The organism is Streptomyces sp. A0958, assembly GCF_004795035.1.
GTDB lineage: Bacteria > Actinomycetota > Actinomycetes > Streptomycetales > Streptomycetaceae > Streptomyces.
In genome coordinates this window covers 85,457-110,522 of record NZ_SSBK01000014.1, presented here as the reverse complement: position 1 = coordinate 110,522, position 25,066 = coordinate 85,457, and the positions used below count along the sequence as shown (strand labels likewise).

Annotated in this window: 20 protein-coding genes, 1 tRNA gene and 4 pseudogenes; 19 read left to right on the top strand and 6 right to left on the bottom strand. The window is 71.5% G+C overall.

Features of this window, described 5'->3' with window-relative positions:
- Positions 1–47 precede the first annotated feature (47 nt).
- A complete protein-coding gene (locus E6P78_RS16600; protein ID WP_206307823.1) occupies positions 48–2,570 on the bottom strand; it encodes a hypothetical protein in 2,523 nt (840 codons plus the stop codon).
- A 161-nt stretch (positions 2,571–2,731) separates the two neighbouring features.
- Between E6P78_RS16600 and E6P78_RS16595 the strand changes: the two genes are divergently transcribed.
- Positions 2,732–2,803, top strand: a tRNA-Val gene (locus E6P78_RS16595).
- Between the two features lie 76 nt (positions 2,804–2,879).
- Here the strand turns inward: E6P78_RS16595 and E6P78_RS16590 are convergent.
- Positions 2,880–3,083: pseudogene (locus tag E6P78_RS16590) on the bottom strand (3'-5' exonuclease); the annotation flags it as partial.
- 6 nt (positions 3,084–3,089) lie between these two features.
- Between E6P78_RS16590 and E6P78_RS16585 the strand changes: the two are divergent.
- Both E6P78_RS16585 and thrS read left to right on the top strand, forming a co-directional pair.
- Positions 3,090–3,319 (top strand): annotated as a pseudogene (locus E6P78_RS16585) (hypothetical protein); the annotation flags it as partial.
- A 115-nt stretch (positions 3,320–3,434) separates the two neighbouring features.
- Positions 3,435–5,411, top strand: coding sequence for a threonine--tRNA ligase (gene thrS, locus E6P78_RS16580; protein WP_136204369.1), 1,977 nt, complete (start codon positions 3,435–3,437; stop codon positions 5,409–5,411).
- A 29-nt stretch (positions 5,412–5,440) separates the two neighbouring features.
- On the opposite strand, the pseudogene E6P78_RS33425 reads toward thrS, so the two are convergent.
- A pseudogene (locus E6P78_RS33425) lies at positions 5,441–5,614 on the bottom strand (potassium channel family protein); the annotation flags it as partial.
- 159 nt (positions 5,615–5,773) lie between these two features.
- On the opposite strand from E6P78_RS33425, the gene E6P78_RS16570 reads away from it, so the two are divergent.
- On the top strand, positions 5,774–6,340 hold the full coding sequence (locus E6P78_RS16570) for an HIT domain-containing protein (RefSeq protein WP_136204368.1): 567 nt from the start codon (positions 5,774–5,776) through the stop codon (positions 6,338–6,340).
- 66 nt (positions 6,341–6,406) lie between these two features.
- Here E6P78_RS16570 and E6P78_RS16565 read toward each other — a convergent pair whose 3' ends face one another.
- Both E6P78_RS16565 and E6P78_RS16560 read right to left on the bottom strand, forming a co-directional pair.
- Entirely contained in the window at positions 6,407–8,077 is a 1,671-nt protein-coding gene (locus tag E6P78_RS16565) for a hypothetical protein (RefSeq protein WP_136204367.1), read from the bottom strand.
- A gap of 153 nt (positions 8,078–8,230) precedes the next feature.
- A pseudogene (locus E6P78_RS16560) lies at positions 8,231–8,555 on the bottom strand (elongation factor G-like protein EF-G2); the annotation flags it as partial.
- Positions 8,556–8,935: 380 nt separating this feature from the next.
- On the opposite strand from E6P78_RS16560, the gene pgsA reads away from it, so the two are divergent.
- From pgsA to E6P78_RS16485, 15 genes are all read left to right on the top strand, one after another.
- On the top strand, positions 8,936–9,577 hold the full coding sequence (pgsA, locus tag E6P78_RS16555; protein ID WP_136204366.1) for a phosphatidylinositol phosphate synthase: 642 nt from the start codon (positions 8,936–8,938) through the stop codon (positions 9,575–9,577).
- On the top strand, positions 9,574–10,542 hold the full coding sequence (locus E6P78_RS16550; RefSeq protein ID WP_136204365.1) for a phosphatidylinositol mannoside acyltransferase: 969 nt from the start codon (positions 9,574–9,576) through the stop codon (positions 10,540–10,542). The genes pgsA and E6P78_RS16550 overlap by 4 nt, the downstream gene beginning before the upstream one ends.
- A complete protein-coding gene (locus tag E6P78_RS16545; protein WP_136204364.1) occupies positions 10,539–11,699 on the top strand; it encodes a glycosyltransferase family 4 protein in 1,161 nt (386 codons plus the stop codon). The genes E6P78_RS16550 and E6P78_RS16545 overlap by 4 nt, the downstream gene beginning before the upstream one ends.
- A gap of 47 nt (positions 11,700–11,746) precedes the next feature.
- A complete protein-coding gene (locus E6P78_RS16540) occupies positions 11,747–12,295 on the top strand; it encodes a LemA family protein (RefSeq protein WP_136204363.1) in 549 nt (182 codons plus the stop codon).
- Positions 12,296–12,556: 261 nt separating this feature from the next.
- The gene (gene pdxS / locus E6P78_RS16535) at positions 12,557–13,477 is read left to right on the top strand and encodes a pyridoxal 5'-phosphate synthase lyase subunit PdxS (RefSeq protein ID WP_136204362.1); all 921 of its coding nucleotides are present in this window, start codon (positions 12,557–12,559) and stop codon (positions 13,475–13,477) included.
- 6 nt (positions 13,478–13,483) lie between these two features.
- Entirely contained in the window at positions 13,484–14,077 is a 594-nt protein-coding gene (pdxT, locus tag E6P78_RS16530; protein WP_136204361.1) for a pyridoxal 5'-phosphate synthase glutaminase subunit PdxT, read from the top strand.
- 61 nt (positions 14,078–14,138) lie between these two features.
- Positions 14,139–14,891: a YebC/PmpR family DNA-binding transcriptional regulator gene (locus E6P78_RS16525; protein WP_136204360.1), complete on the top strand. Its 753-nt coding sequence runs from the start codon at positions 14,139–14,141 to the stop codon at positions 14,889–14,891.
- A gap of 122 nt (positions 14,892–15,013) precedes the next feature.
- Positions 15,014–15,583 (top strand): crossover junction endodeoxyribonuclease RuvC, encoded by a 570-nt coding sequence (ruvC, locus tag E6P78_RS16520; RefSeq protein ID WP_136204359.1) that lies wholly within the window; start codon positions 15,014–15,016, stop codon positions 15,581–15,583.
- Positions 15,580–16,206: a Holliday junction branch migration protein RuvA gene (gene ruvA, locus E6P78_RS16515; protein WP_136204358.1), complete on the top strand. Its 627-nt coding sequence runs from the start codon at positions 15,580–15,582 to the stop codon at positions 16,204–16,206. The genes ruvC and ruvA overlap by 4 nt, the downstream gene beginning before the upstream one ends.
- 79 nt (positions 16,207–16,285) lie before the next feature.
- On the top strand, positions 16,286–17,359 hold the full coding sequence (gene ruvB / locus E6P78_RS16510) for a Holliday junction branch migration DNA helicase RuvB (protein ID WP_136204357.1): 1,074 nt from the start codon (positions 16,286–16,288) through the stop codon (positions 17,357–17,359).
- Positions 17,360–17,522: 163 nt separating this feature from the next.
- The gene (gene yajC / locus E6P78_RS16505) at positions 17,523–18,005 is read left to right on the top strand and encodes a preprotein translocase subunit YajC (RefSeq protein ID WP_136204356.1); all 483 of its coding nucleotides are present in this window, start codon (positions 17,523–17,525) and stop codon (positions 18,003–18,005) included.
- A 147-nt stretch (positions 18,006–18,152) separates the two neighbouring features.
- Positions 18,153–19,904 (top strand): protein translocase subunit SecD, encoded by a 1,752-nt coding sequence (gene secD, locus E6P78_RS16500; RefSeq protein ID WP_136204355.1) that lies wholly within the window; start codon positions 18,153–18,155, stop codon positions 19,902–19,904.
- A gap of 1 nt (position 19,905) precedes the next feature.
- A complete protein-coding gene (secF, locus tag E6P78_RS16495) occupies positions 19,906–21,021 on the top strand; it encodes a protein translocase subunit SecF (RefSeq protein ID WP_136204354.1) in 1,116 nt (371 codons plus the stop codon).
- Positions 21,018–21,569 carry an adenine phosphoribosyltransferase gene (locus E6P78_RS16490; RefSeq protein WP_136204353.1) on the top strand — a complete coding sequence of 184 codons (552 nt, stop codon included), beginning with the start codon at positions 21,018–21,020 and terminating at the stop codon, positions 21,567–21,569. The genes secF and E6P78_RS16490 overlap by 4 nt, the downstream gene beginning before the upstream one ends.
- A gap of 147 nt (positions 21,570–21,716) precedes the next feature.
- On the top strand, positions 21,717–24,287 hold the full coding sequence (locus tag E6P78_RS16485; RefSeq protein WP_136204352.1) for a bifunctional (p)ppGpp synthetase/guanosine-3',5'-bis(diphosphate) 3'-pyrophosphohydrolase: 2,571 nt from the start codon (positions 21,717–21,719) through the stop codon (positions 24,285–24,287).
- Between the two features lie 15 nt (positions 24,288–24,302).
- Here the strand turns inward: E6P78_RS16485 and E6P78_RS16480 are convergent, their stop codons facing one another.
- The gene (locus E6P78_RS16480; protein WP_136204351.1) at positions 24,303–24,908 is read right to left on the bottom strand and encodes an ALF repeat-containing protein; all 606 of its coding nucleotides are present in this window, start codon (positions 24,906–24,908) and stop codon (positions 24,303–24,305) included.
- Positions 24,909–25,066: the final 158 nt, after the last annotated feature.

The following is a 25,066-nucleotide window of genomic DNA, read 5'->3' as shown; positions in this document are numbered from 1 at the left end:
CCGGAAGCTTCCAGAGCTTCCGGGCCGTCGGCGTTCCCGAGGCCACCTCACCGCATCCGCCCCAGCACCTCCTTCAGCCGCCGGGCGTCGCGCAGCCGCTTCTCGTACGTCGCCCCCACCGCCAGCAGCAGCACCCCGGCCAGCGCCGGCGCCACCCACCGCGGCAGCGCGCCCGCCACCTGCACCACGTACGGCGCCAGCTCGTGCAGCGCGTCCAGCGCCAGCACCGCTCCGCCCAGCACCAGCAGCGCCTGGAGCCGCAGCCGCGCCCCCAGCAGCGTGATCACCAGCGCCGCGGCCCCCAGCAGCAGCGGCCGGGGCCAGTGCGGGTCCACCCAGGCCGCGAAGAGCGACGGCGCCAGCGTCACCGCCAGCCCCGCCCCGTACGCCGTCCACGACGAAGCAGAGCCATCGCGGCGCCGGCGCAGCACCCCGATCACGAGTGCCGGCACGGTCACCGGCAGGGTGTACGCCTCCGGGGCCGACACCCCCGACACCGAGAGCCGCACCCAGGCCGCCAGCACGAACAGCCCCGTCGCGAGGTACCCGGCGAGCGGCCGCCGCTCCGGGCGCAGCGCCGTCCCCGAGGCCAGCACCCCGCACAGTGCCAGCACCAGGGCCAGGAACCGCGCGTCGCCCAGCGCCATGGCGACGGCCACCGGACCCGCCGCCGCACCGCTCACCTCGACCGGCAGCGCCACGGGACGGCCCTCCAGCCGGGCGCTCAGCAGCGCCGTAACCGCGGGGACGGCCAGCAGCAGCGGAGCCGTCTGGTGCACCGAGAGGCCCAGCGAGGCACCCAGCGCCGCCGCCGGCACCACCGCACACACCACGGCCGCACACGCCGACGCCGCCTGCACCGCGACCGGCACGGAGGCCCGCGACCCGGCCACCCGCGCCTCCAGGGCGACCGCGACGGCCGTGAACACCACCAGCAGCAGACCGAACGCCGTGTACGTGGCCGTCTCCGTCGCCAGCGACAGCAACCCCGCCCCGACCGCGCCGGCCGACCCGGTCACCCCGGCCGTCAGCGCCACACCCGACGCGCCGCCCCGCAGCCCGCCCACCGCGACGGCGGACGCCCCAACCACCAGCACGAGCTGCCCGGCGAGAGCCGCCGCGAAGGACAGGTCCAGCGCGGCCGGCAGCACCGTGAGCCCCGCCCAGGCCAGCGCCACCCCCGTCGAACCCGCCGCACCCCGCCACGCGGCCCGGGGGCCGACCGCCGGGCCGGCCCACCGCAGCGCGTCCTCCCACCACCGGTACGCCGCCCCGAGCGCCAAGGCCACCAGCAGCAGCACCACGGGGGCCGCGACCATCTCCCGCCACGGCAGATCGCCCGCGCCCACCGCGTCCCGGGCACTGCGCGGAGCGCCGGACCACACACCGCCCAGCCGCGTCACCGGACCCACCGCGACCACCATCACCGACGGCAGCGAGACCAGCACCGCGCCCGCCGTCACCGACCCGGAGGCCCACACCAGCCCCCGGACCGCCGCACGCCCCAGCGGAGCCCGTACACCGGCGAGCAGCGCCGCACCGCACAGCAGGTACACCAGCACCGGCCAGCCGTCCGGCGCCCCGGCGGCCGCCACCCCGCCCACCGCGGCCACGACCGCCAGACCGGCCACCGTCCCACCGGCCACCGCGAACGACTCGGGAGCCTTGCGGGCCCCCGCCAGCGCGAGCCCCGCACCGGCCAGCAGCAGCGCCCCCGGCGCCACCGCATCTGCGGGCCCACCCGCCGTCAGCGACTCCACCAGCGCCACCAGCAGCCCGGCCGCACCCGTCACGCACAGACCGGCGCACGCCGAGACCCGTACCGAAGCCCTCGCGAACCCCAGGGCGATCACGCCGTCCAGCGCCGCTGTCACCAGCAGCGCCCCGGCGAACCACAGCGCCCCGGCGTCCTCGGCCCACGCCCACAGCACCAGCGGCAACTGCGCGGTGCACACCGCGAGCGGCAGCGGCAGCCGCAGCCGGCCCAGGAGCAGACCGTAGGCCGCCCACAGCACCGCCAGCACCGCCGAGGCGGTCGCCGCGTACCCTGCCCCGTCCGCATCCGGCACCGCCACCTCGTACACCGCGTACGCGTCGAGCACCATCAGCACCGAGGCCAGCCCGGCGAGCGCCTCGGCCGTCGAGGACAGCCCCCGGCGCAGCAGCGCCCCCGGCGCGGCCAGCGCCCCGGCCGTCACCGCGGTCAGCACCGCGCTGCGACCGCCGATCCCCATGTCCCCCCAGCTCACCAGGGTGAACGCGAGCGCGGCGACCGTCAGCAACAGGCCGCCGAGGACGAGCAGCACGTTCTGCGCGCTGTGGGTACGGGCCGCGGGTACCGGCGGACCGAACGCCGGAGCCGGGTGGCCCGGGGCCGGGCCCCAGGGCGCGACCGGCCCCCGGCCCCGGGGCGGGCCCCACGGTCCGGGAGCGGGGGCCGGGGCGGCGCTCCCCAGCACACTGAGCAGCCAGGTGCGACGCGTCAGTAGCTGGGACCGGCGGGCGTCCAGCCGGGCCAGTTCGCGGTCGAGGAGCACCAATTCCTCGGCGGGTGGCGGCACATGTTCCATGAACCGGAGTGTGCTGCGCGCCACGTCGGCGGACATGCGCACACGTACTCAGTTCCCCGACTGAGTACGCGCGTCGCACCGTTCGCGGCCGGGCACCCGCGGCCCCGCCGCAAGCGGTTTGAACGACAGCCACCGAGCCCTGTATGGTTCAACCCATTCCCGGGCGATTAGCTCAGTGGGAGAGCGCTTCGTTCACACCGAAGAGGTCACTGGTTCGAACCCAGTATCGCCCACCCCGGGAGAGGCCGGTCCGTCAGCACCACCGACGGACCGGCCTCCGCGTGTCCGGCCCCGGCCGGCCGCGCGCCCTCACGCGGCGGTACGCAGCTCCGGGCGCAGCGGCCACGCCGGGTCCACCGTCTCCGGCATCCCGCTCCTGGCGAACCAGGCCTGAACCCCCCGCGCCTGGGCGGCATTCCACACCGCCCGGAGCGTGTGCGGCTCCGCCGGGGGCAGCCGCTCCAGCCGGGTCGCGAACCCGCGCCCGACCGCCCGGACCAGCTCCAGCGACGCCGCCGGCACGTCCGGCTGGAGCTGGACGAGGAGGCGTACCGGATAGCGGGCAGGCCCACCTCGTGGGGCTGCCGGTCCGGGTGGAGGGCAGGCTGGAGGGCCGGGGCGGCTTCCGGCGGCCGACCGGGGCTTCGCAGGTCGTTCCGGTGCAGGTGGACGACGAGGAACGGGACCGGTTGACGAAGTCGCTCCAGGAGAACGTCGACTCCTTCGAGGAGGCGTGCGCGGGGGAGTAGCGCGGGCGGGGGCCGCCGGTATGCGGCCCTTTCGCAATGGGGACCGTCGGCTCGGTACGATTCCCTCTGCACTCGCTAGAGGAATGCGGTGCACCCCCTGAGTCAGGAGAGACCGGTGTCAGACGTCCGTGTGACCATCCAACGCGATTCCGAGCGGGAAGAGCGCGTGGTGACGACGGGCACTACGGCAGCCGAGCTCTTCCCCGGCGAGCGCACCGTCGTCGCCGCCCGCGTCGCCGGTGAGCTGAAGGACCTCGCCTACGAGCTCAAGGACGGCGAGACCGTCGAGCCCGTCGAGATCTCCTCCGAGGACGGCCTCAACATCCTGCGGCACTCCACCGCGCACGTGATGGCCCAGGCCGTGCAGGAGCTGCACCCCGAGGCCAAGCTCGGCATCGGCCCGCCGGTCAAGGACGGCTTCTACTACGACTTCGACGTCGAGAAGCCGTTCACGCCCGAGGATCTCAAGGCCATCGAGAAGAAGATGCAGGAGATCCAGAAGCGGGGCCAGAAGTTCTCCCGCCGGGTCGTGACGGACGAGGCCGCCCGCGAGGAGCTGGCCGGCGAGCCGTACAAGCTGGAGCTCATCGGCATCAAGGGCTCCGCCTCCTCGGACGACGGCGCGGACGTCGAGGTGGGCGGCGGCGAGCTGACCATCTACGACAACCTCGACCCGAAGACCGGCGAGCTGTGCTGGAAGGACCTCTGCCGGGGCCCGCACCTGCCCACCACCCGGTTCATCCCGGCCTTCAAGCTGATGCGGAACGCTGCCGCGTACTGGCGGGGCAGCGAGCGCAACCCGATGCTCCAGCGCATCTACGGCACCGCCTGGCCCACCAAGGACGAGCTGAAGGCGCACCTGGAGTTCCTGGAGGAGGCCGCCAAGAGGGACCACCGCAAACTCGGCAACGAGTTGGACCTCTTCTCCTTCCCCGACGAGATCGGCCCCGGCCTCGCCGTCTTCCACCCCAAGGGCGGCATCATCCGCCGGGCCATGGAGGACTACTCGCGCCGCCGCCACGAGGAGGAGGGCTACGAGTTCGTCTACTCGCCGCACGCCACCAAGGGCAAGCTCTTCGAGAAGTCCGGCCACCTGGACTGGTACGCCGACGGCATGTACCCGCCCATGCAGCTCGACGACGGGGTGGACTACTACCTCAAGCCGATGAACTGCCCGATGCACAACCTGATCTTCGACGCGCGCGGCCGCTCCTACCGTGAACTGCCCTTGAGGCTCTTTGAGTTCGGCACGGTGTACCGGTACGAGAAGTCGGGCGTCGTGCACGGCCTGACCCGCTCGCGCGGCTTCACGCAGGACGACGCGCACATCTACTGCACCAAGGAGCAGATGGCCGAGGAGCTGGACCGGACGCTCACCTTCGTCCTGAACCTGCTCCGCGACTACGGGCTCACCGACTTCTACCTGGAGCTGTCCACCAAGGACGAGTCCAAGTTCGTCGGCTCCGACGAGACCTGGGAAGAGGCCACCGAGACGCTGCGCCAGGTCGCCGAGAAGCAGGGCCTGCCGCTGGTCCCGGACCCGGGCGGCGCCGCGTTCTACGGCCCGAAGATCTCGGTGCAGGCGCGGGACGCCATCGGCCGTACCTGGCAGATGTCGACCGTCCAGCTCGACTTCAACCTGCCGGAGCGCTTCGACCTGGAATACACCGGCCCGGACGGCTCCAAGCAGCGCCCGGTCATGATCCACCGCGCGCTGTTCGGCTCCATCGAGCGTTTCTTCGCGGTGCTGCTTGAGCACTACGCGGGTGCGTTCCCGGTCTGGCTGGCCCCGGTCCAGGCGGTCGGCATCCCGATCGGCGACACCCACATCCCGTACCTCCAGGAGTTCGCCGCCAAGGCGCGCAAGCAGGGACTGCGGGTGGACGTGGACGCCTCCTCGGACCGCATGCAGAAGAAGATCAGGAACCAGCAGCGGGCCAAGGTGCCGTTCATGATCATCGCTGGTGACGAGGACATGGCCAACGGTGCCGTCTCCTTCCGCTACCGCGACGGTTCGCAGGAGAACGGCATCCCGGTCGAGGACGCCCTCGCCAAGATCGCCAAGGCCGTGGAGGACCGCGTCCAGGTCTGAGCCGCGTCTTCGAAGGGGCCCCCGGCGAGCTACCCGCTCCCCGGGGGCCCCTTCTCGTCCTCCCGCCGGAACACCTGGATCGGCCACCACGAGAACGCGCCCGTCACCGCCCCCGGCAACCCGAGGCCGCACACCATCAGGCCCGCCGCGACGACCCGGCCGCCCGCCGTCACCGGCACGGCATCCCCGTAGCCCACGGTCGTCGCTGGTCGTGCCGCTCCTGGACGGCCGTGCACACCTGCACTGCCCCCCAGCGGGTGAGAGCGGTAGGGGGCCGGTCCGGGGTGCGCGCTCATGGGCTCAGGATCGCGGTGCGTGAACGGGATCGGCCCCGGCGACACGCTCCGCACAGGTGAAGCAATATGCTGATCGGCATGACGAGTGAGCCGGAGCAGCAGATCGGAGTGGGGACGCCCGACGCGTTCCAGCGCCTGTGGACGCCCCACCGGATGGCGTACATCCAGGGCGAGAACAAGCCGACCGGCCCGGAGGCCGGGGACGGCTGTCCGTTCTGTGGCATTCCGGCGCTGTCGGACGAGGACGGGCTCGTCGTGGCGCGCGGTGAGAAGGTCTACGCCGTGCTGAATCTGTATCCGTACAACGGCGGGCACCTGATGGTCGTGCCGTACCGGCATGTCGCGGACTACACCGAGCTGGACGGTCCGGAGACGGTGGAGCTGGCCGACTTCACCAAGCGGGCGATGACCGCGCTGCGGGCGGCTTCGGGGGCGCACGGTTTCAACATCGGGATGAACCAGGGCGCGGTGGCGGGGGCCGGGATCGCCGCGCACCTGCATCAGCACCTGGTGCCCCGGTGGGGTGGCGACGCCAACTTCATGCCGGTGGTGGGGCACACGCGGGTGCTGCCGCAGCTGCTGGCGGACACGCGGAAGATGCTGGCGGACGCCTGGCCGGCCGCCGCTGCCTGATCGCCGGGCTCACCGTGTGGGGCACCCCGGAACGTTCCGGGGTGCCCCACACGCGTACGTGCGTGGTTACGCGTCGTACAGGTCGGCCTTGCGGGGAGAGGGGTCCTGGACGAGGCCGCTCAGTATCGAGGAGCGGTTGGTGAAGCGTTCGGTGTCGACGCCGTTCTCGTCCAGGACCTTCACGGCGGCGTTGTGCACGACGCGCAGGACGGGGGCGGCGGCGCGCATCGCGTCGTCGGCCATGAAGCGGTGGCGCCACGGCTTCTCGGCCCAGGCGTGCCGCAGGCCGAACGGCTCGGGCAGGGCGATCTTGCCGCCGAGGTAGTCCAGGAGCGGCGGGTACCAGGTGAAGGGGGCGCGCAGGGCGAGGCGGGTGACTTCGTGGGCGTCGACCAGGGAGAGGGTGATGTCGCGGGTCTCCCAGAACCTGACGGTCTTGTTGACCGTCCTCGTCTTGGCGGCGGGCTTGCTGGTGAAGAGGGAGTGGACGGGGCCGAGCGCGTGTCCGGTGACCTCGATGCGCAGGGTCTCGAAGAGGACGGTGACGGTGATCATCATGGTGATGACGAGCTGGCCGTCCCAGAGGGTGAACTGCACGCCGAGGTAGTGCCGGTCGCCGCCGCCGAACTGCTGGTGGTTGCAGATCCGCTGTATCTCGTGGGGCTTGATCTGGAAGGTGGCGACGTCCTCGCCCTCGCGGCGGGTGACGGAGTCGGCGTTCTCACCGACGGGCGAGACGATCCAGTGCGTGACCGAGGGGGTGGGAAATCCGCCGGTGTTCAGGGGGCCGCGCTCCAGCATCTTGAGCTGGTCGTGGATGACGCGGATCAGGTCCCAGCTGCGGAACTGGTGGAATTCCTTTCCGGGGTCCTTGGCGACGAGGTCCTCGGCGAGCTGCCAACTGCCCCAGCGGGTGCCCATGCCGAGGATGCCCTTGGGGCCGGCGTAGAACACCGAGTTGGACTGCTGTTCGGCGGAGAGCTTCTCCAGGCCCTGGCGCAGAGCCTCGCGGGAGGTCTCGCTGGGGTTCTTCGGGACCGCTTCGGGGATCTTGGCGGTGACACCGCCCCCGGAGAGCAGGCCCTCCCAGCGGGTGCGCAGGTCCTGGGCGGACTTCTCCGCGATCCGTTTGGCGAGGAACCAGCCGATGACCGGGGCGACGACCATGGCGCGGAGGTAGAGCCCGAGGAATCCGGTCAGCGGGAGCTTGATCAGGAGGAAGATCACGCCGATGCCGACGAGGGGCAGCAGGCTGTTGCCGAGGGTGGTGAGGAGCTTGTCCTTGGTCTTGGCGAAGCTGTCGCGCACACGGAAGGCGATGACCCACATCAGCATGCCGGGCAGGAACACGAAGCCGAACAGGGCGGTGACGGCGGTGAGTTTGGTGTCGCGGGCCTTGCGCAGGCGGGACGCGGAGAGGCAGTGCTCAACAACGGTCTGCGGGTCGCTGCCGAAGGACTGGATGAGGGCCTTGCGCGCACCGCCCAGCATGCGTTCCTGGACGGCGCGGGAGAAGGCCTCGCCGAGGTTGGGCTTGAAGTAGTCCGACTTCAGGAACTTGGAACGGCCCGCCTTCACCTCGGACTTGTGCCACTCGCTGTTGGCTTTGAGGATGTCCTCCACCGGGCTGTCGCGATACGCGGCGGAGGCGAGGGCGTTGGTCGCCACCGCCGCGCCTGCCGACCCCTGGAGCGGAATCTGCGCTCCGGGAGAGAAATCGAATCCGTTGCTGGCCACTGTCGCCCCCACTCGCCACCGAGGAACCGCTCCTGCGGCTGTTTCCCAACTGCCGTGCCCGGCACACTTTCTGAGCTGGGGCCCCAGCGTATCGTCCGGATACGTGCGCCGTCCGGCCCTGTGGACAACGTGCGGGGGAGTGGTGCCTCCAGGTCACCCGTCCTGGGCGCGGACGCGGTCGGCGAGCTGTGCGGGCACGGGTTCGTGGCGGGCGTACGAGCGGGCGAACCGGCCGGTTCCATGGGTCGGCGAACGCAGGTCGACCGCGTACCGCCCGATCTCCGGCTCCGGGACGTCGGCGCGTACGAGGGTGCGTCCCGAGCCCAGACTGTTCGGTGCCGGTGACCCGGCCGCGGCGGCCCGAGAGGTCGCTCATGACCGGGCCGACGTAGTCGTCGGGGACGAGGACGCGGACCTCGGCGACGGGTTCCAGGAACTGGCCGTGCGCGTCGGCGGCGGCCTCGCGCAGGGCCAGGGCCCATGATGCGTGCCTTCCGCCGACCGGTGGACGGGCACGGGAGCCGGCGCGGCGGCTACGGCGACGCCCGCGGTGGTTCGAGCTTTGCACTCCATTCCGGTCGCGTCCCTACGTCGCGGGCCGGGGTGCCCGGACGGTGACCGCTGCCGGGCGTGACTACGATGGGCTCGGAGGGTGCTGAAGGCCCTGGCCGGGCTCGCGGCGCCCGGCACGCGCGTCTGCGGCGTTGCCGAAACGCCGCCATGGCTCAGCCATGGCGACGCTCCGGCGCCTCGCAGCCGCACGCACCGGACGCCGCTCCCTGATCCGGCCAGGACCTTCAGCACCCTCCAGCCGGTGGCCGACGGGGCCACGCGGCCCACCGACCCCTCGGGAAGGCCATGCTGAACAAGTACGCGCGTGCCTTTTTCACGCGTGTCCTCACGCCGTTCGCCGCACTGCTCCTCCGCCTCGGCGTGAGCCCCGACGCGGTCACCCTGATCGGCACGGCCGGGGTGATGGCCGGTGCGCTGGTCTTCTTCCCGATGGGGGAGTTCTTCTGGGGCACGATCGTCATCACGATCTTCGTGTTCTCCGACCTCGTCGACGGGAACATGGCGCGCCAGGCCGGTATCTCCAGCCGGTGGGGGGCGTTCCTCGACTCCACGCTCGACCGGGTGGCCGACGGCGCGATCTTCGCCGGCTTCGCCCTCTGGTACGCGGGCAGCGGCGACGACAACATCCTGTGCGCGGTCGCGATCTTCTGCCTGGCGAGCGGTCAGGTGGTCTCGTACACGAAGGCGCGCGGTGAGTCGATCGGGCTGCCGGTCGCGGTCAACGGGCTCGTGGAGCGTGCCGAGCGCCTGGTGATCTCGCTGGTGGCCGCCGGTTTCGCGGGTCTGCACAAGTTCGGTGTGCCGGGCATCCAGATCCTGCTGCCGATCGCACTGTGGGTCGTCGCCGCGGGCAGCCTCGTGACGTTGGTGCAGCGGGTCGTCACCGTGCGCCGCGAGTCCGCCGAGGCCGACGCGGCCGCGCAGTGAGCGGCGCCGGCGGGGATGCGAAGCCCGGACCGGACCCGAAGCCCGGTCCCGGGGAGCGGCTGAGCGACGCGCTGTACGGGCTGGGCTGGGCCGCCGTCAAGACGCTCCCCGAACCGGCCGCCCGCGCCCTGTTCCGTACCCTCGCCGACCAGGTCTGGAAGCGGCGCGGCAAGAGCGTGCTGCGTCTGGAGGCCAACCTGGCGCGGGTCGTGCCGGACGCCGACCCGGCCCGGCTCGCCGCCCTGTCGCGGGCCGGGATGCGCTCGTACATGCGCTACTGGATGGAGTCGTTCCGGCTGCCCACCTGGAGCCCGGAGCGGATCAAGGCGTCCATCGACGTGACGGACGCGCACCGGCTGACGGAAGGGCTCGACGCCGGGAACGGGGTCATTCTCGCCCTGCCCCACCTGGGGAACTGGGACCTGGCGGGGGCGTGGGTCACCACGGACCTGAAGGTGCCGTTCACCACGGTCGCCGAGCGCCTGAAGCCCGAATCGCTGTACGACCGGTTCGTCGCCTACCGCGAGGGGCTGGGCATGGAGGTGCTGCCGCACAACGGCGGGGCCGCGTTCGGGATGCTGGCGCGCCGGCTGCGGGCGGGCGGTCTCGTCTGCCTGGTCGCCGACCGCGATCTGTCGGCGTCGGGCGTCGAGGTGTCGTTCTTCGGCGACACGGCCCGGATGCCGGCGGGCCCCGCGCTGCTGGCCCAGCAGACCGGTGCGCTGCTGCTGCCGGTGACCCTCTCGTACGACGACACGCCGGTGATGAAGGCGCGAGTCCACCCGCCGGTCGAGGTGCCCGGGTCAGGTGACCGGGCGCACAGGACGTCCTCGATGACACAGGCCCTGGCCGACGCGTTCGCCCTGGGTATCGCCGAGCACCCGGAGGACTGGCACATGCTGCAACGGCTCTGGCTCGCCGACCTCGAACCCCGCGGAGACCAGCAGGGCGGAGACCAGCAGTGAAGATCGGCATCGTCTGCCCGTACTCCTGGGACGTACCGGGCGGTGTGCAGTTCCACATCCGCGACCTGGCCGAGCACCTGATCCGGCTCGGCCACCAGGTGTCCGTGCTGGCGCCCGCCGACGACGAGACGCCGCTGCCCCCGTACGTGGTCTCCGCCGGCCGGGCCGTGCCCGTGCCGTACAACGGCTCGGTGGCGCGGCTGAACTTCGGTTTCCTGTCGGCGGCGCGGGTGCGGCGCTGGCTGCACGAGGGCACCTTCGACGTCATCCACATCCACGAGCCGACCTCGCCGTCGCTCGGGCTGCTGACGTGCTGGGCGGCGCAGGGGCCGATCGTCGCCACGTTCCACACGTCCAACCCGCGCTCCCGGGCGATGATCGCCGCGTACCCGATCCTGCAGCCCGCCCTGGAGAAGATCAGCGCGCGCATCGCGGTCAGCGAGTACGCGCGCCGGACCCTGGTCGAGCACCTGGGCGGCGACGCCGTGGTCATCCCGAACGGCGTGGACGTCGGGTTCTTCGCCGGCGCCGAGCCCCGGCCGGAGTGGCAGGGCGGCACGATCGGCTTCATCGGGCGCATCGACGAGCCCCGCAAGGGCCTGCCCGTCCTGATGCGGGCGCTGCCCGCGATCCTGGCCGCCCGCCCGGAGACCCGGCTGCTGGTGGCCGGCCGGGGCGACGAGGAGGAGGCCGTCGCCTCGCTGCCCGAACAGATGCGTGGACGCGTCGAGTTCCTGGGGATGGTCAGCGACGAGGACAAGGCGCGGCTGCTGCGCAGCGTCGACGTGTACGTGGCGCCCAACACCGGGGGCGAGAGCTTCGGCATCATCCTGGTCGAGGCGATGTCGGCGGGCGCGCCGGTCCTCGCCAGCGATCTGGACGCCTTCGCGCAGGTACTGGACCAGGGCGCGGCGGGCGAGCTGTTTACCAACGAGAACGCGGAGGCGCTGGCCGTCGCAGCGGTCCGGCTGCTGGGCGACCCGGAGCGGCGCGCACAGCTGCGCGAACGCGGCAGCGCCCACGTCCGGCGCTTCGACTGGTCGACGGTCGGGGCGGACATCCTCGCGGTGTACGAGACGGTGGCGGACGGCGCCGCGTCGGTCGCGACGGACGAACGCACCGGGCTGCGCGCCCGGTTCGGGCTGGCCCGGGAGTAGTCCGGGAGCGGCCGGGTGGTGAGCGTCCACCGGTAGCCTTGCCGCCCGTGACCGTAACCCTCATCATCTGGGCCGTCGTCGTGCTCGTCGCGATCGGCCTGTACCTCAGCTGGACCGCCGGCCGGCTCGACCGGCTCCACACCCGTATCGACGCGGCCCGGGCCGCGCTCGACGCCCAACTGCTGCGCCGCGCCTCGGTCACCCAGGAGCTCGCCACCTCCGGACTCCTCGACCCGGCCGCGTCCATCGTGCTGTACGAGGCCGCGCACGCCGCCCGTCAGTCGCCCGAGGACCACCGCGAGGTCGCCGAGAGCGAACTGAGCGCGGCCCTGCGCGCGGTGTTCGGCGAGAGCGCGCAGGTGGAGGCGGTGAAGGAGGTCCCGGGCGGTCAGGAGGCGGCGTCCGAACTGGCGGCGGCCGTGCGGCGGGTGCCGATGGCGCGCAGGTTCCACAACGACGCGGTGCGGGCCGCGCGGGCCCTGCGCCGCCACCGCACGGTGCGCTGGTTCCGGCTGGCCGGGCACGCCCCGTTCCCGCTGGCCTTCGAGATGGACGACGAGGCGCCGGTGGCCCTGGCGGACCGCCCCGGCAGCTGAAGCGGCCGGTGGGGGCGGGGCGCGGCCCCGCCCGTGCCCCGGGCCCACGGGGCACGGCCCGCCCGTGCCGGGGTCCGGTGTTCGCGGCGCTGCCCGACGTGGCCCCCGGCGGACGCGGCCCGCCCGTGCGGCCGTCCGGTGCCGGCCAGAACGATCCACCGGCCTCCTATTGGCCCTTGCTGTGGACTGGTGTCGGGGAGTTTGCTCGGCAGTGCGCCATTGAGCACGTTCCGCATCCGTTTCCCGCAGTGAGGTCGATCCGTGTCCACGCTTCCCACCACCCCGCAGTCCGCCGACACCCCCGCCACCGGCACCGCCCGCGTCAAGCGCGGCATGGCCGAGCAGCTCAAGGGCGGCGTGATCATGGACGTCGTCAACGCCGAGCAGGCGAAGATCGCCGAGGACGCGGGCGCCGTGGCCGTCATGGCTCTGGAGCGGGTGCCGGCCGACATCCGCAAGGACGGCGGCGTGGCCCGGATGTCCGACCCGAACATGATCGAGGAGATCATCGAGTCGGTGTCCATCCCGGTGATGGCCAAGTCCCGTATCGGGCACTTCGTCGAGGCGCAGGTCCTCCAGTCCCTCGGCGTCGACTACATCGACGAGTCCGAGGTCCTGACCCCGGCCGACGAGGTCAACCACAGCGACAAGTTCGCCTTCACCACGCCGTTCGTCTGCGGTGCCACCAACCTGGGGGAGGCCCTGCGCCGCATCGCCGAGGGCGCGGCCATGATCCGCTCCAAGGGCGAGGCCGGCACCGGCAACGTCGTGGAGGCCGTCCGCCACCTGCGCCAGATCAAGAACGAGATCGCCCGGCTGCGCGGCTACGACAACAACGAGCTGTATGCCGCCGCCAAGGACCTGCGCGCCCCCTACGAGCTGGTCAAGGAGGTCGCCGAGCTCGGCAAGCTGCCCGTCGTCCTGTTCTCCGCGGGCGGCGTGGCCACCCCGGCGGACGCCGCGCTGATGCGCCAGCTCGGCGCCGAGGGCGTCTTCGTCGGCTCCGGCATCTTCAAGTCCGGCGACCCGGCCAAGCGCGCCGCCGCGATTGTGAAGGCCACCACCTTCTACGACGACCCGAAGATCATCGCGGACGCCTCCCGCAACCTGGGCGAGGCCATGGTCGGCATCAACTGCGACACGCTGCCCGAGGCCGAGCGCTACGCCAACCGCGGCTGGTAGTCACCGATGAGCGACACCCCTGTGATCGGAGTCCTGGCCCTCCAGGGCGATGTACGGGAACACCTGATCGCCCTGGCCTCGGCGGACGCCCTGGCCAGGCCGGTCCGGCGGCCCGAGGAGCTCGCCGAGGTGGACGGCCTGGTCGTCCCCGGCGGCGAGTCCACCACCATCTCCAAGCTGGCCGCCCTGTTCGGCCTGCTGGAGCCGCTGCGCGAGCGGATACGGGCCGGGATGCCGGTCTACGGCACCTGCGCCGGGATGATCCTGCTCGCCGACAAGATCCTCGACCCCCGCTCGGGCCAGGAGACGCTGGGCGGCATCGACATGATCGTGCGCCGTAACGCTTTCGGGCGGCAGAACGAGTCGTTCGAGGCGGCCGTCGAGGTCGCCGGGATCGACGGCGGACCGGTCGAGGGCGTCTTCATCCGGGCCCCGTGGGTCGAGTCGGTGGGCGCCGGCGCCCAGGTGATCGCCGAGCACGGCGGCCACGTCGTGGCGGTACGACAGCAAAACGCCCTCGCCACGTCATTCCACCCGGAACTGACCGGAGACCACCGGATACACGCCTACTTCACCGAGATGGTGCGCGCGGTGGGCTGACTCGATCCCGGTAGGATCTCTCGGGTTCGTACGGAATTTGGTGACGCGAAGGAGAAGGCAGATGTCCGGCCACTCTAAATGGGCTACGACGAAGCACAAGAAGGCCGTGATTGACGCCAAGCGCGGCAAGCTCTTCGCGAAGCTGATCAAGAACATCGAGGTCGCGGCCCGCACCGGCGGTGTGGACCCCGAGGGCAACCCGACCCTCGTGGACGCGATTCAGAAGGCGAAGAAGAGTTCGGTCCCGAACAAGAACATCGACTCCGCGGTCAAGCGCGGTGGCGGTCTCGAAGCGGGCGGCGTCGATTATCAGACGATCATGTACGAGGGTTACGGCCCGAGTGGTGTCGCGGTACTCATCGAGTGCCTCACCGACAACCGCAACCGTGCCGCCTCCGACGTACGTGTCGCCATGACCCGCAACGGCGGCTCGATGGCCGACCCGGGCTCGGTCTCGTACCTGTTCAACCGCAAGGGCGTCGTCATCGTCCCCAAGGGCGAGCTGACCGAGGACGACGTGCTCGGCGCGGTCCTGGAGGCGGGCGCCGAGGAGGTCAACGACCTCGGTGACACCTACGAGGTCGTCAGCGAGGCCACCGACATGGTCGCGGTCCGCACCGCGCTCCAGGAGGCGGGCATCGACTACGACTCGGCCGAGGCCAACTTCCTGCCCACCATGCAGGTCGACCTCGACGAGGAGGGCGCGCGCAAGATCTTCAAGCTGATCGACGCGCTGGAGGACAGCGACGACGTGCAGAACGTCTTCGCCAACTTCGACGTCTCCGACGAGGTCATGGAGAAGGTCGACGCCTGAGCCGCGCCCCGCGCAGCTGCTGTGGACGGGCCGACGGGGACACACCCGTCGGCCCGCCGCATTGTCGGTGCCGCCCGATAGCCTGCTGGAACAGTTGACCGATCGGCAGGGAGGGGCGGACCGTGCGGGTACTCGGCGTGGACCCGGGACTGACCAGGTGCGGGGTCGGAGTCGTCGAAGGCGTCGCGGGCCGGCCCCTGACCATGCTCGGCGTGGGCGTCGTGCGCACCTCGGCCGACGCGGAGCTCGGCCACCGGCTGGTGGCCATCGAACGCGGCATCGAGGAATGGCTCGACACGCACCGCCCCGACTGCGTCGCCGTGGAGCGGGTCTTCGCCCAGCACAACGTGCGCACGGTGATGGGCACCGCCCAGGCCAGCGCGGTCGCGATGCTCTGCGCCTCCCGGCGCGGCATCCCGGTCGCCCTGCACACGCCCAGCGAGGTCAAGGCCGCCGTCTCCGGCAGCGGACGCGCCGACAAGGCGCAGGTGGGCGCCATGGTGACCCGGCTGCTGCGGCTCGACGCCCCGCCGAAACCGGCCGACGCCGCCGACGCGCTGGCGCTCGCCATCTGCCACATCTGGCGCGCCCCCGCGCTCAACCGCCTCCAGCAGGCGCACGCGGCCGCCGCCGCCCGCACCCCGCGCGTCCCGCGCACCGCCGCCGTTCCCGTCCGGAAGGTCCCCCGATGATCGCCTTCGTCAGCGGCCCCGTCGCCGCACTCGCCCCGACCACGGCCGTGATCGAGGTCGGCGGCATCGGCATGGCCGTCCAGTGCGCGCCGGGCACCCTGGCCGGCCTGCGCATCGGCCAGGAGGCCAGGCTCGCCACCTCCCTCGTCGTACGCGAGGACTCGCTGACGCTCTACGGCTTCGCCGACGACGACGAACGGCAGATCTTCGAACTGCTGCAGACCGCCAGCGGGGTCGGCCCCCGGCTCGCCCAGGCGATGCTGGCCACGCACACCCCCGACGCCCTGCGCGTCGCCGTGGCCACCGGCGACGAGAAGGCCCTCACCGCCGTCTCCGGCATCGGCAAGAAGGGCGCGCAGAAGCTCCTGCTCGAACTGAAGGACCGGCTCGGCGAACCGGTCGGCGCCCACGCCGCCGGACAGGGCGTCGGCGCCCCCGTCTCCACCTCCTGGCGCGACCAGCTCCAGGCCGCCCTGATCGGCCTCGGCTACGCCACCCGCGAGGCGGACGAGGCGGTCGCCGCCGTGGCGCCGCAGGCCGAGGAGGCCCTTGCCGCCGGCGGCCGGGCGCCCGTGCCGCAGCTGCTGCGCGCCGCCCTGCAGACCCTCAACCGCGCGCGCTGAGCGGGCCCGGGGCCACCCTTCACGCCCGGCCGGGCACCGCACGGCCGCGCACCGAGACATCCGAGGCGGGACAGACGAGATGAACTGGGACGACACCGGAGCCGACGCGGGCGAGCGGCTGGACGACCGGCTGGTCGACGCCGGCGCGGACGGCGAGGACACCGCGGTCGAGGCGGCGCTGCGCCCCAAGGACCTGGAGGAGTTCGTCGGCCAGGAGAAGGTCCGCGAACAGCTCGACCTGGTCCTCAAGGCCGCCCGCGCCCGCGGCGCCACCGCCGACCACGTACTGCTCTCCGGCGCGCCGGGCCTCGGCAAGACCACCCTCTCCATGATCATCGCGGCGGAGATGAACGCCCCGATCCGCATCACCTCCGGCCCCGCCATCCAGCACGCGGGCGACCTCGCGGCGATCCTGTCCTCGCTCCAGGAGGGCGAGGTCCTTTTCCTGGACGAGATCCACCGCATGTCCCGGCCCGCCGAAGAGATGCTCTACATGGCGATGGAGGACTTCCGGGTCGACGTGATCGTCGGCAAGGGCCCCGGCGCCACCGCCATCCCGCTGGAGCTGCCGCCGTTCACCCTGGTCGGCGCCACCACCCGGGCCGGCCTCCTGCCGCCCCCGCTGCGCGACCGCTTCGGCTTCACCGGGCACATGGAGTTCTACGCCCCCGCCGAACTGGAACGGGTGATTCACCGCTCGGCCCGCCTGCTCGACGTCGAGCTGGACGCCGACGGCGCCGCGGAGATCGCCGGACGCTCCCGCGGCACCCCCCGCATCGCCAACCGGCTGCTGCGCCGCGTCCGGGACTACGCCCAGGTCAAGGCGGACGGCAGGATCGACCGCGAGATCGCCGCCGCGGCCCTCAGGGTGTACGAGGTCGACGCCCGGGGCCTGGACCGGCTGGACCGGGCGGTGCTCGGCGCCCTGCTGAAGCTCTTCGGCGGCGGCCCGGTCGGCCTGTCCACGCTCGCGGTCGCCGTGGGGGAGGAGCGCGAGACGGTCGAGGAGGTCGCCGAACCCTTCCTCGTACGCGAAGGACTGCTGGCCAGGACGCCGCGCGGACGGGTCGCCACACCGGCCGCCTGGACGCACCTGGGACTCGTTCCGCCGCAGCACGGCGGAAAGGGACAACAGGGCCTGTTCGGGGCGTGATGCGTCACAGGTTGACCCGAAGCGGAACCACGGTGCCATGCTGGGCGTTGTTCCATCGATGCGGACTCGCTTAGACTCCGCCGATGCCGCCCTTAAAGGTCGGTGTACCCACCCCCGTATACCAGGCCGCTTCCCATGCGGTCGTGCGAAGGAAAATCGTCCCGTGAATCCCGTGACTCTCCTCCCCTTCATCGTGCTCATCGGGGCCATGTTCCTGATGACGCGGTCCGCCAAGAAGAAGCAGGCGGCGGCTGCGAACATGCGCAATGAAATGCAGCCCGGCACCGGCGTCCGGACGATCGGGGGCATGTACGCCACCGTCAAGGAGCTTCACGACGACACGGTCCTCCTCGAAGTCGCCCCCGGCGTCCACGCCGTTTACGCCAAGAACGCCATCGGTGCCGTCCTCGACGACGCGGAGTACAACCGCATCGTCCACGGCGACGAGCCGGAGCTCGACGTCGACGGCGCCATCGTGCCCGACGACGCCTCCTCGCTGACCGAGCTGGACGACGCCGACGAAGCCGACGAGGCGAAGACCGACCTGGTCAAGAAGACCGGCTCGGACGAGGACGACGAGCCGGCCGAGGCCAAGGACGACAAGAAGTCCGAGGGCAGGGCCGACGGCGAGACCGACGCGAAGTAGCACACGACCCGGGGGTGCCGTGAGTCCGCAGGCATCCGGCCATCCCCGGTCCGTGCGCTCCTTCACGGGGGCGGGTCCCCACTAAACTTCGTGGCCGCTTGGGCGCATACCCGGCGCGGGGCGGTTGGACTAGGGAGAAACGACAAGGTGGCAGCACCGAAGAAGGGCCGGGGAGCGACCGGCGGTCAGGGGAGGCCGGGGCGTTCCCTGGCTCTGATCCTGATCGCCATGGTCGCCCTCACCGGCGGGATGTTCCTGGCCCACCAACCGACGCCGCGACTCGGCATCGACCTGGCGGGCGGCACGTCCATCACGCTGGAGGCGAAGGCCGAGCCGGGCCAGGAAAAGGCGATCAACAAGACCAACATGGACACCGCGGTCGAGATCATGGAACGCCGCGTCAACGGTCTTGGTGTCTCCGAGGCCGAGGTCCAGACCCAGGGCGCTCGCAACATCATCGTCAACATCCCCAAGGGCACGAACTCCGCCCAGGCCCGCGAGCAGGTCGGTACGACCGCCAAGCTCTACTTCCGGCCGGTGCTGACCGTCGCCCAGGGCACGCCCACTCCCGAGCCCAGCGCCTCGCCCTCCGGCAAGGCCAGCTCCTCCCCGTCGCCCAGCGCCTCGGCCTCCGAGAAGGCGACGGGCGACAAGGACGCCGGCTCCTCCTCGACGCCGAGCGCGAGCGCCACCACGCAGGGCCGCGCTGTCACCGGTGCCCTGAAGGCCGACTCCTCGCCGTCGCCGAAGACCAGCTCCTCCCCGGAGGCCAGCGAATCCGCCTCCGCCGAGGACGAGGCCGCCGCCGCGAAGCTGCAGAAGCAGTTCGAGGAGCTCGACTGCTCCAGCAAGGCCTCCCGCTCCAAGGCCGCCCAGGGCGGCAAGTCCACCGACACGGTCGTGGCGTGCAGCTCCGAGGGCGACGCGAAGTACGTGCTCGGCCCGGCCGAGGTGTCCGGCACCGAGGTCAACAGCGCCAAGGCCAACTTCGACCAGCAGCGCGGCATGTGGATCGTCCAGATGGAGTTCTCCGGCAAGGGCTCCAAGCAGTTCCAGACGATCACCAAGAAGCTCTCCGCGCAGCAGTCCCCGCAGAACCAGTTCGCCATCGCGCTGGACGGCGAGGTCGTCTCCGCCCCCCAGGTCAACGAGACGCTGAGCGGCAGCGCCGAGATCTCCGGCAGCTTCACCCAGCAGTCCGCCGAGGACCTGGCCAACGTGCTCTCCTACGGCGCGCTGCCGCTCTCCTTCAAGGAGCAGAGCGTCACCACCGTCACCGCCGCGCTCGGCGGTGAGCAGCTGAAGGCCGGCCTCATCGCCGGCGCCATCGGCCTGGCCCTCGTGGTCATCTACCTGGTGGCGTACTACCGCGGGCTGGCGTTCATCGCCCTGCTCAGCCTCGTGGTCTCCGGCATCCTGAGCTACACGATCATGGCGCTGCTCGGCCCGGCCATCGGCTTCGCGCTGAACCTGCCGGCCGTATGCGGTGCCATCGTGGCCATCGGTATCACCGCGGACTCCTTCATCGTGTACTTCGAACGCGTACGGGACGAGATCCGCGAGGGCCGCACGCTGCGTCCCGCCGTCGAGCGGGGCTGGCCGCGGGCCCGGCGCACCATCCTGGTCTCCGACTTCGTGTCGTTCCTGGCCGCGGCCGTGCTCTTCGTGGTCACCGTCGGCAAGGTCCAGGGCTTCGCGTTCACGCTGGGTCTCACGACCCTGCTCGACGTCGTCGTGGTGTTCCTCTTCACCAAGCCGCTCCTGACGATCATGGCCGGCAAGAAGTTCTTCGCCAGCGGTCACCCCTGGTCCGGACTGGACCCGAAGCGGCTCGGCGCCAAGCCGCCGCTGCGCCGCTCCCGCCGTGTCAACGCCCCCACCGACCCGAAGGAGGCGTGAGATGTCGCGACTCGGCAATTTCGGCGCCCGTCTCTACCGCGGCGAGATCGGCTACGACTTCATGGGCAAGCGCCGGATCTGGTACGGCGTCTCCGTCCTGATCACCATCACGGCCATCGTCGCCCTGGCGGTCAGCGGCCTGAACATGGGCATCGAGTTCAAGGGCGGTGCCGTCTTCACCACCCCGAAGACGAGCGTGTCCGTCTCCGAGGCCGAGGACCTGGCGACGGAGGCCTCCGGCCACCAGGCCATCGTCCAGAAGCTCGGCAACGGCGGTCTGCGCGTCCAGATCACCGAGGTCGACACCGCCAAGTCCGACGAGATCCAGGACAAGCTCGCCGCCGACCTCGACGTCCCGCGCGAGAAGATCGCGGCGGACCTGGTCGGCCCCAGCTGGGGCGAGCAGATCGCCAACAAGGCCTGGACCGGTCTCGGCATCTTCATGGTCCTGGTGGTCATCTATCTGGCCATCGCCTTCGAGTGGCGGATGGCCATCGCCGCCCTCGTCGCGCTGATCCACGACATCACCATCACGGTCGGCGTCTACGCACTGGTCGGCTTCGAGGTCACCCCGGGCACCGTGATCGGTCTGCTGACCATCCTCGGTTACTCCCTCTACGACACGGTCGTCGTCTTCGACAGCCTCAAGGAGGGCACGAAGGGGATCACCAAGCAGACCCGGTGGACCTACAGCGACGTCGCCAACCGCTCCATCAACGGCACGCTGATCCGCTCGATCAACACCACCGTCGTGGCCCTGCTCCCGGTCGCCGGTCTGCTGTTCATCGGCGGCGGCGTCCTCGGTGCCGGCATGCTGAACGACATCTCGCTCGCCCTCTTCGTCGGCCTCGCGGCCGGTGCCTACTCCTCGATCTTCATCGCCACCCCGCTGGTCGCCGACCTCAAGGAACACGACCCGCAGATCAAGGCCCTGAAGAAGCGGGTCCTCGCCAAGCGCGCGGCGGCCGCCGCCAAGGGCGAGGCCACCGAGGCCGAGCAGGCCGAGCAGGGTGACCAGGGTGAGGAATCCGAGGACGCGGCACCCGCCGGCGTGGTCGTCGGACAGCGCCAGCAGCCCCCCAGGGGCCACGGCCGGACCGGCGGGAAGCGCCGATGACCAGCACCGCCGAGAGCACGCGGGAGCTCCTGCTCAGCCGCATCCGCGACGTGGCGGACTACCCGAAGCCGGGAGTGATGTTCAAGGACATCACCCCGCTGCTCGCGGACCCGGTGGCGTTCACGGCCCTCACCGACACCCTCGCGGAGCTGTGCCTGCGGCACGGCGCCACGAAGATCGTCGGCCTGGAGGCCCGCGGCTTCATCCTGGCCGCGCCCGTCGCGGTCCGGGCCGGCCTCGGCTTCGTACCCGTCCGCAAGGCCGGGAAGCTGCCGGGAGCCACGCTCAGCCAGGCGTACGAGCTGGAGTACGGCACCGCGGAGATCGAGATCCACGCGGAGGACCTGTCGGCCGACGACCGGATCATGGTCATCGACGACGTCCTGGCCACCGGCGGCACCGCCGGCGCCTCCCTGGAGCTCATCCGCAGGGCCGGCGCCCAGGTCGCCGGGGTCGCCGTCCTCATGGAGCTGGGCTTCCTGGCCGGCCGGGCCCGGCTGGCCGAGAGCCTGCGAGGGGCCCCGCTGGAGGCCCTGATCACCGTCTGAGAAGCATCGGCACCACCATCGGTGGGCACCCGGGAACAACCGGGTGCCCACCGGCGTTGTGAGGGCTCTCAGGTCCCCGGGGGAGGACTGGCCGTCGGGTCGTTACGATGGCCCTTCCGGGTGTCCGGATTCGCACGAGGAGCGCTCTTGCCAGACGAGGCCCAGCCAGTCGCCGCCCCGCAGCCCGAAAAGCCCGCGGCGGCCCCAGCCACGCCCGCGAAGCAGCAGCCCGCGGAGAAGCCGAAGCCTCCGGCCCCCGAGCCCGGCACGGGCCCGGCACCCGCCGAGGCGAACGGCCCCGCGCCCGCGTCCCCCACCCAGCCGGCCGCACCCGCCGCTCCCGCCCCGACCGCCCCGAAGCCACCGTCCAAGCCCTCGACCGGAGCCCTCGTGCCGGCCGGCGGCTCGGCGTCCCGCTCCGGCGGCTCGTCCAACCGCGTCCGGGCCCGCCTCGCCCGCCTCGGCGTCCAGCGCTCCAGCCCGTACAACCCGGTGCTCGAACCGCTGCTGCGCATCGTCCGCGGCAACGACGCCAAGACCGAGACGTCCACGCTGCGCCAGATCGAGCGGGCCTACCAGGTCGCCGAGCGCTGGCACCGCGGCCAGAAGCGCAAGAGCGGCGACCCGTACATCACGCACCCGCTCGCCGTGACGACGATCCTCGCCGAGCTGGGCATGGACCCGGCCACGCTGATGGCGGGGCTGTTGCACGACACGGTCGAGGACACCGAATACGGCCTGGACACCCTGCGCCGCGACTTCGGCGACCAGGTCGCCCTGCTCGTCGACGGCGTCACCAAGCTCGACAAGGTCAAGTTCGGCGAGGCCGCGCAGGCCGAGACCGTGCGCAAGATGGTCGTCGCGATGGCCAAGGACCCGCGCGTCCTGGTCATCAAGCTCGCCGACCGGCTGCACAACATGCGCACCATGCGCTACCTCAAGCGGGAGAAGCAGGAGAAGAAGGCCCGCGAGACGCTGGAGATCTACGCCCCGCTCGCCCACCGCCTGGGCATGAACACCATCAAGTGGGAGCTGGAGGACCTCGCCTTCGCGATCCTCTACCCCAAGATGTACGACGAGATCGTCCGCCTCGTCGCCGAGCGGGCGCCCAAGCGCGACGAATACCTCGCCATAGTGACCGACGAGGTCCAGTCCGACCTGCGCGCCGCCCGGATCAAGGCCACCGTCACCGGTCGGCCGAAGCACTACTACAGCGTCTACCAGAAGATGATCGTGCGGGGCCGGGACTTCGCCGAGATCTACGACCTGGTGGGCATCCGGGTGCTCGTCGACACCGTCCGCGACTGCTACGCGGCGCTCGGCACCGTCCACGCGCGATGGAATCCGGTCCCCGGCCGGTTCAAGGACTACATCGCGATGCCCAAGTTCAACATGTACCAGTCACTGCACACCACGGTGATCGGCCCCAGCGGCAAGCCCGTCGAGCTGCAGATCCGTACGTTCGACATGCACCGCCGCGCCGAGTACGGCATCGCCGCGCACTGGAAGTACAAGCAGGAGGCCGTCGCCGGCGCCTCCAAGGTGCGTACCGACGTTCCCAAGAACACCGGCCGCGGCCAGGACACCGTCAACGACATGGCGTGGCTGCGCCAGCTCCTGGACTGGCAGAAGGAGACCGAGGACCCGAGCGAGTTCCTGGAGTCGCTGCGTTTCGACCTCTCGCGCAACGAGGTCTTCGTCTTCACGCCCAAGGGCGACGTCATAGCGCTTCCGGCCGGGGCCACCCCGGTCGACTTCGCGTACGCCGTCCACACGGAGGTCGGCCACCGGACCATAGGGGCACGGGTCAACGGCCGGCTCGTACCGCTGGAGTCGACGCTCGACAACGGCGACCTGGTGGAGGTCTTCACCTCCAAGGCGGCCGGAGCCGGGCCCTCCCGCGACTGGCTGGGCTTCGTCAAGTCGCCCCGGGCCCGCAACAAGATCCGCGCCTGGTTCTCCAAGGAGCGCCGCGACGAGGCGATCGAGCAGGGCAAGGACGCCATCGCGCGCGCCATGCGCAAGCAGAACCTGCCGATCCAGCGCATCCTGACCGGCGACTCGCTGGTCACCCTCGCCCACGAGATGCGCTACCCCGACATCTCGTCCCTGTACGCCGCGATCGGCGAGGGCCATGTCGCCGCCGCGGGCGTCGTGCAGAAGCTGGTCCAGGCGCTCGGCGGCGAGGACGCGGCCAACGAGGACCTGGAGGAGAGCACCCCGCCCTCCCGCAGCCGCAACAAGCGCCGCTCCAACGCCGACCCCGGGGTCGTCGTCAAGGGCGTCGACGACGTCTGGGTCAAGCTCGCCCGCTGTTGTACGCCCGTGCCCGGAGACCCCATCATCGGCTTCGTCACCCGCGGCAGCGGGGTCTCCGTGCACCGGGCCGACTGCGTCAACGTCGACTCGCTCTCCCAGCAGCCGGAACGCATCCTGGAGGTCGAGTGGGCGCCCACCCAGTCCTCGGTCTTCCTGGTCGCCATCCAGGTCGAGGCCCTGGACCGCTCCCGGCTCCTGTCGGACGTCACCCGCGTCCTGTCCGACCAGCACGTCAACATCCTGTCCGCCGCCGTGCAGACGTCCCGCGACCGGGTGGCCACCTCGCGCTTCACCTTCGAGATGGGCGACCCCAAGCACCTCGGTCACGTCCTGAAGGCGGTACGGGGCGTGGAGGGCGTCTACGACGTCTACCGAGTGACCTCGGCCCGCCGGCCGTAGGGCGGGACCGGGGGCCTACGCGTCGACCTCGTACTGGCCGTGCTCCAGGAAGTACCGCATTTCCTCGGGCGTGCCCTGGATGGCCTCGATGACGGCGGCGCGCATCGCGTCGCTGATGTGCGGGTCGCCGAGCATGCGGAAGAGGGCGACGCTGTCGTCCTCGGCCTGGGCGATGCGGTAGCCGGTCTCCAGCCACTGGCGGATCTCGGGCGCGGTTCCGTTGTCGAGGAGTGCGTTGATCTCGGCGGTGACCCGCTTGCCGGAGGCCGGGTTGCCGAGGATGCGGATGAGGGCGACCTGGTCGTCCTCGGCCTGCGCCAGCGGGTAGCCGGTCTCCAGCCACTCGCGCATCTGAGCCGGATCGTTGCTGTCGAGGAGTGCGTCGACCTCCTTGATGATCCGCTTCCCGGAGTCCGGGTCGGCGAGAAGGCGGGCGAGCGCGACGCGGACGTCGTCGTCGGACATCTCGTCCACCGGGATGTCGGAGCCGTAGCCCGCCTGCGTCGCGGCGGCGGCCGTGGACGGGGACGCCGTCCCGGCGGCGAAGGCCGGGCCGGACAGGAGAAGGGCCGGGGCGAGTGCGGTGGCTGCTGCGGTCAGGGCGACGCGGGTCAGTCTCATCGGTGAACCTGCCTCAGGTACGTAAGTGAACTCGGCGAAACCGGCGAGTGCGCGAAGCGTGCCGGTGCGAAGATCGTCCCTTGCGGGACCGCCCCAATGCACTTCCGGATTCCGGCAGTTGTCACACTCTCCTCGTTGCCGCCCGCGCCGCCTCCCCG

Coding starts and splice junctions, on each gene's coding strand:
- pgsA (WP_136204366.1), top strand. CDS start 8,936: ATGCTGAACAAGTACGCGCGTGCCTTTTTCACGCGTGTCCTCACGCCG.
- E6P78_RS16570 (WP_136204368.1), top strand. CDS start 5,774: ATGCTGATCGGCATGACGAGTGAGCCGGAGCAGCAGATCGGAGTGGGG.
- E6P78_RS16490 (WP_136204353.1), top strand. CDS start 21,018: ATGACCAGCACCGCCGAGAGCACGCGGGAGCTCCTGCTCAGCCGCATC.
- E6P78_RS16480 (WP_136204351.1), bottom strand. CDS start 24,908: ATGAGACTGACCCGCGTCGCCCTGACCGCAGCAGCCACCGCACTCGCC.
- pdxT (WP_136204361.1), top strand. CDS start 13,484: ATGAGCGACACCCCTGTGATCGGAGTCCTGGCCCTCCAGGGCGATGTA.
- ruvA (WP_136204358.1), top strand. CDS start 15,580: ATGATCGCCTTCGTCAGCGGCCCCGTCGCCGCACTCGCCCCGACCACG.
- secF (WP_136204354.1), top strand. CDS start 19,906: ATGTCGCGACTCGGCAATTTCGGCGCCCGTCTCTACCGCGGCGAGATC.
- E6P78_RS16600 (WP_206307823.1), bottom strand. CDS start 2,570: ATGGAACATGTGCCGCCACCCGCCGAGGAATTGGTGCTCCTCGACCGC.
- ruvB (WP_136204357.1), top strand. CDS start 16,286: ATGAACTGGGACGACACCGGAGCCGACGCGGGCGAGCGGCTGGACGAC.
- E6P78_RS16525 (WP_136204360.1), top strand. CDS start 14,139: ATGTCCGGCCACTCTAAATGGGCTACGACGAAGCACAAGAAGGCCGTG.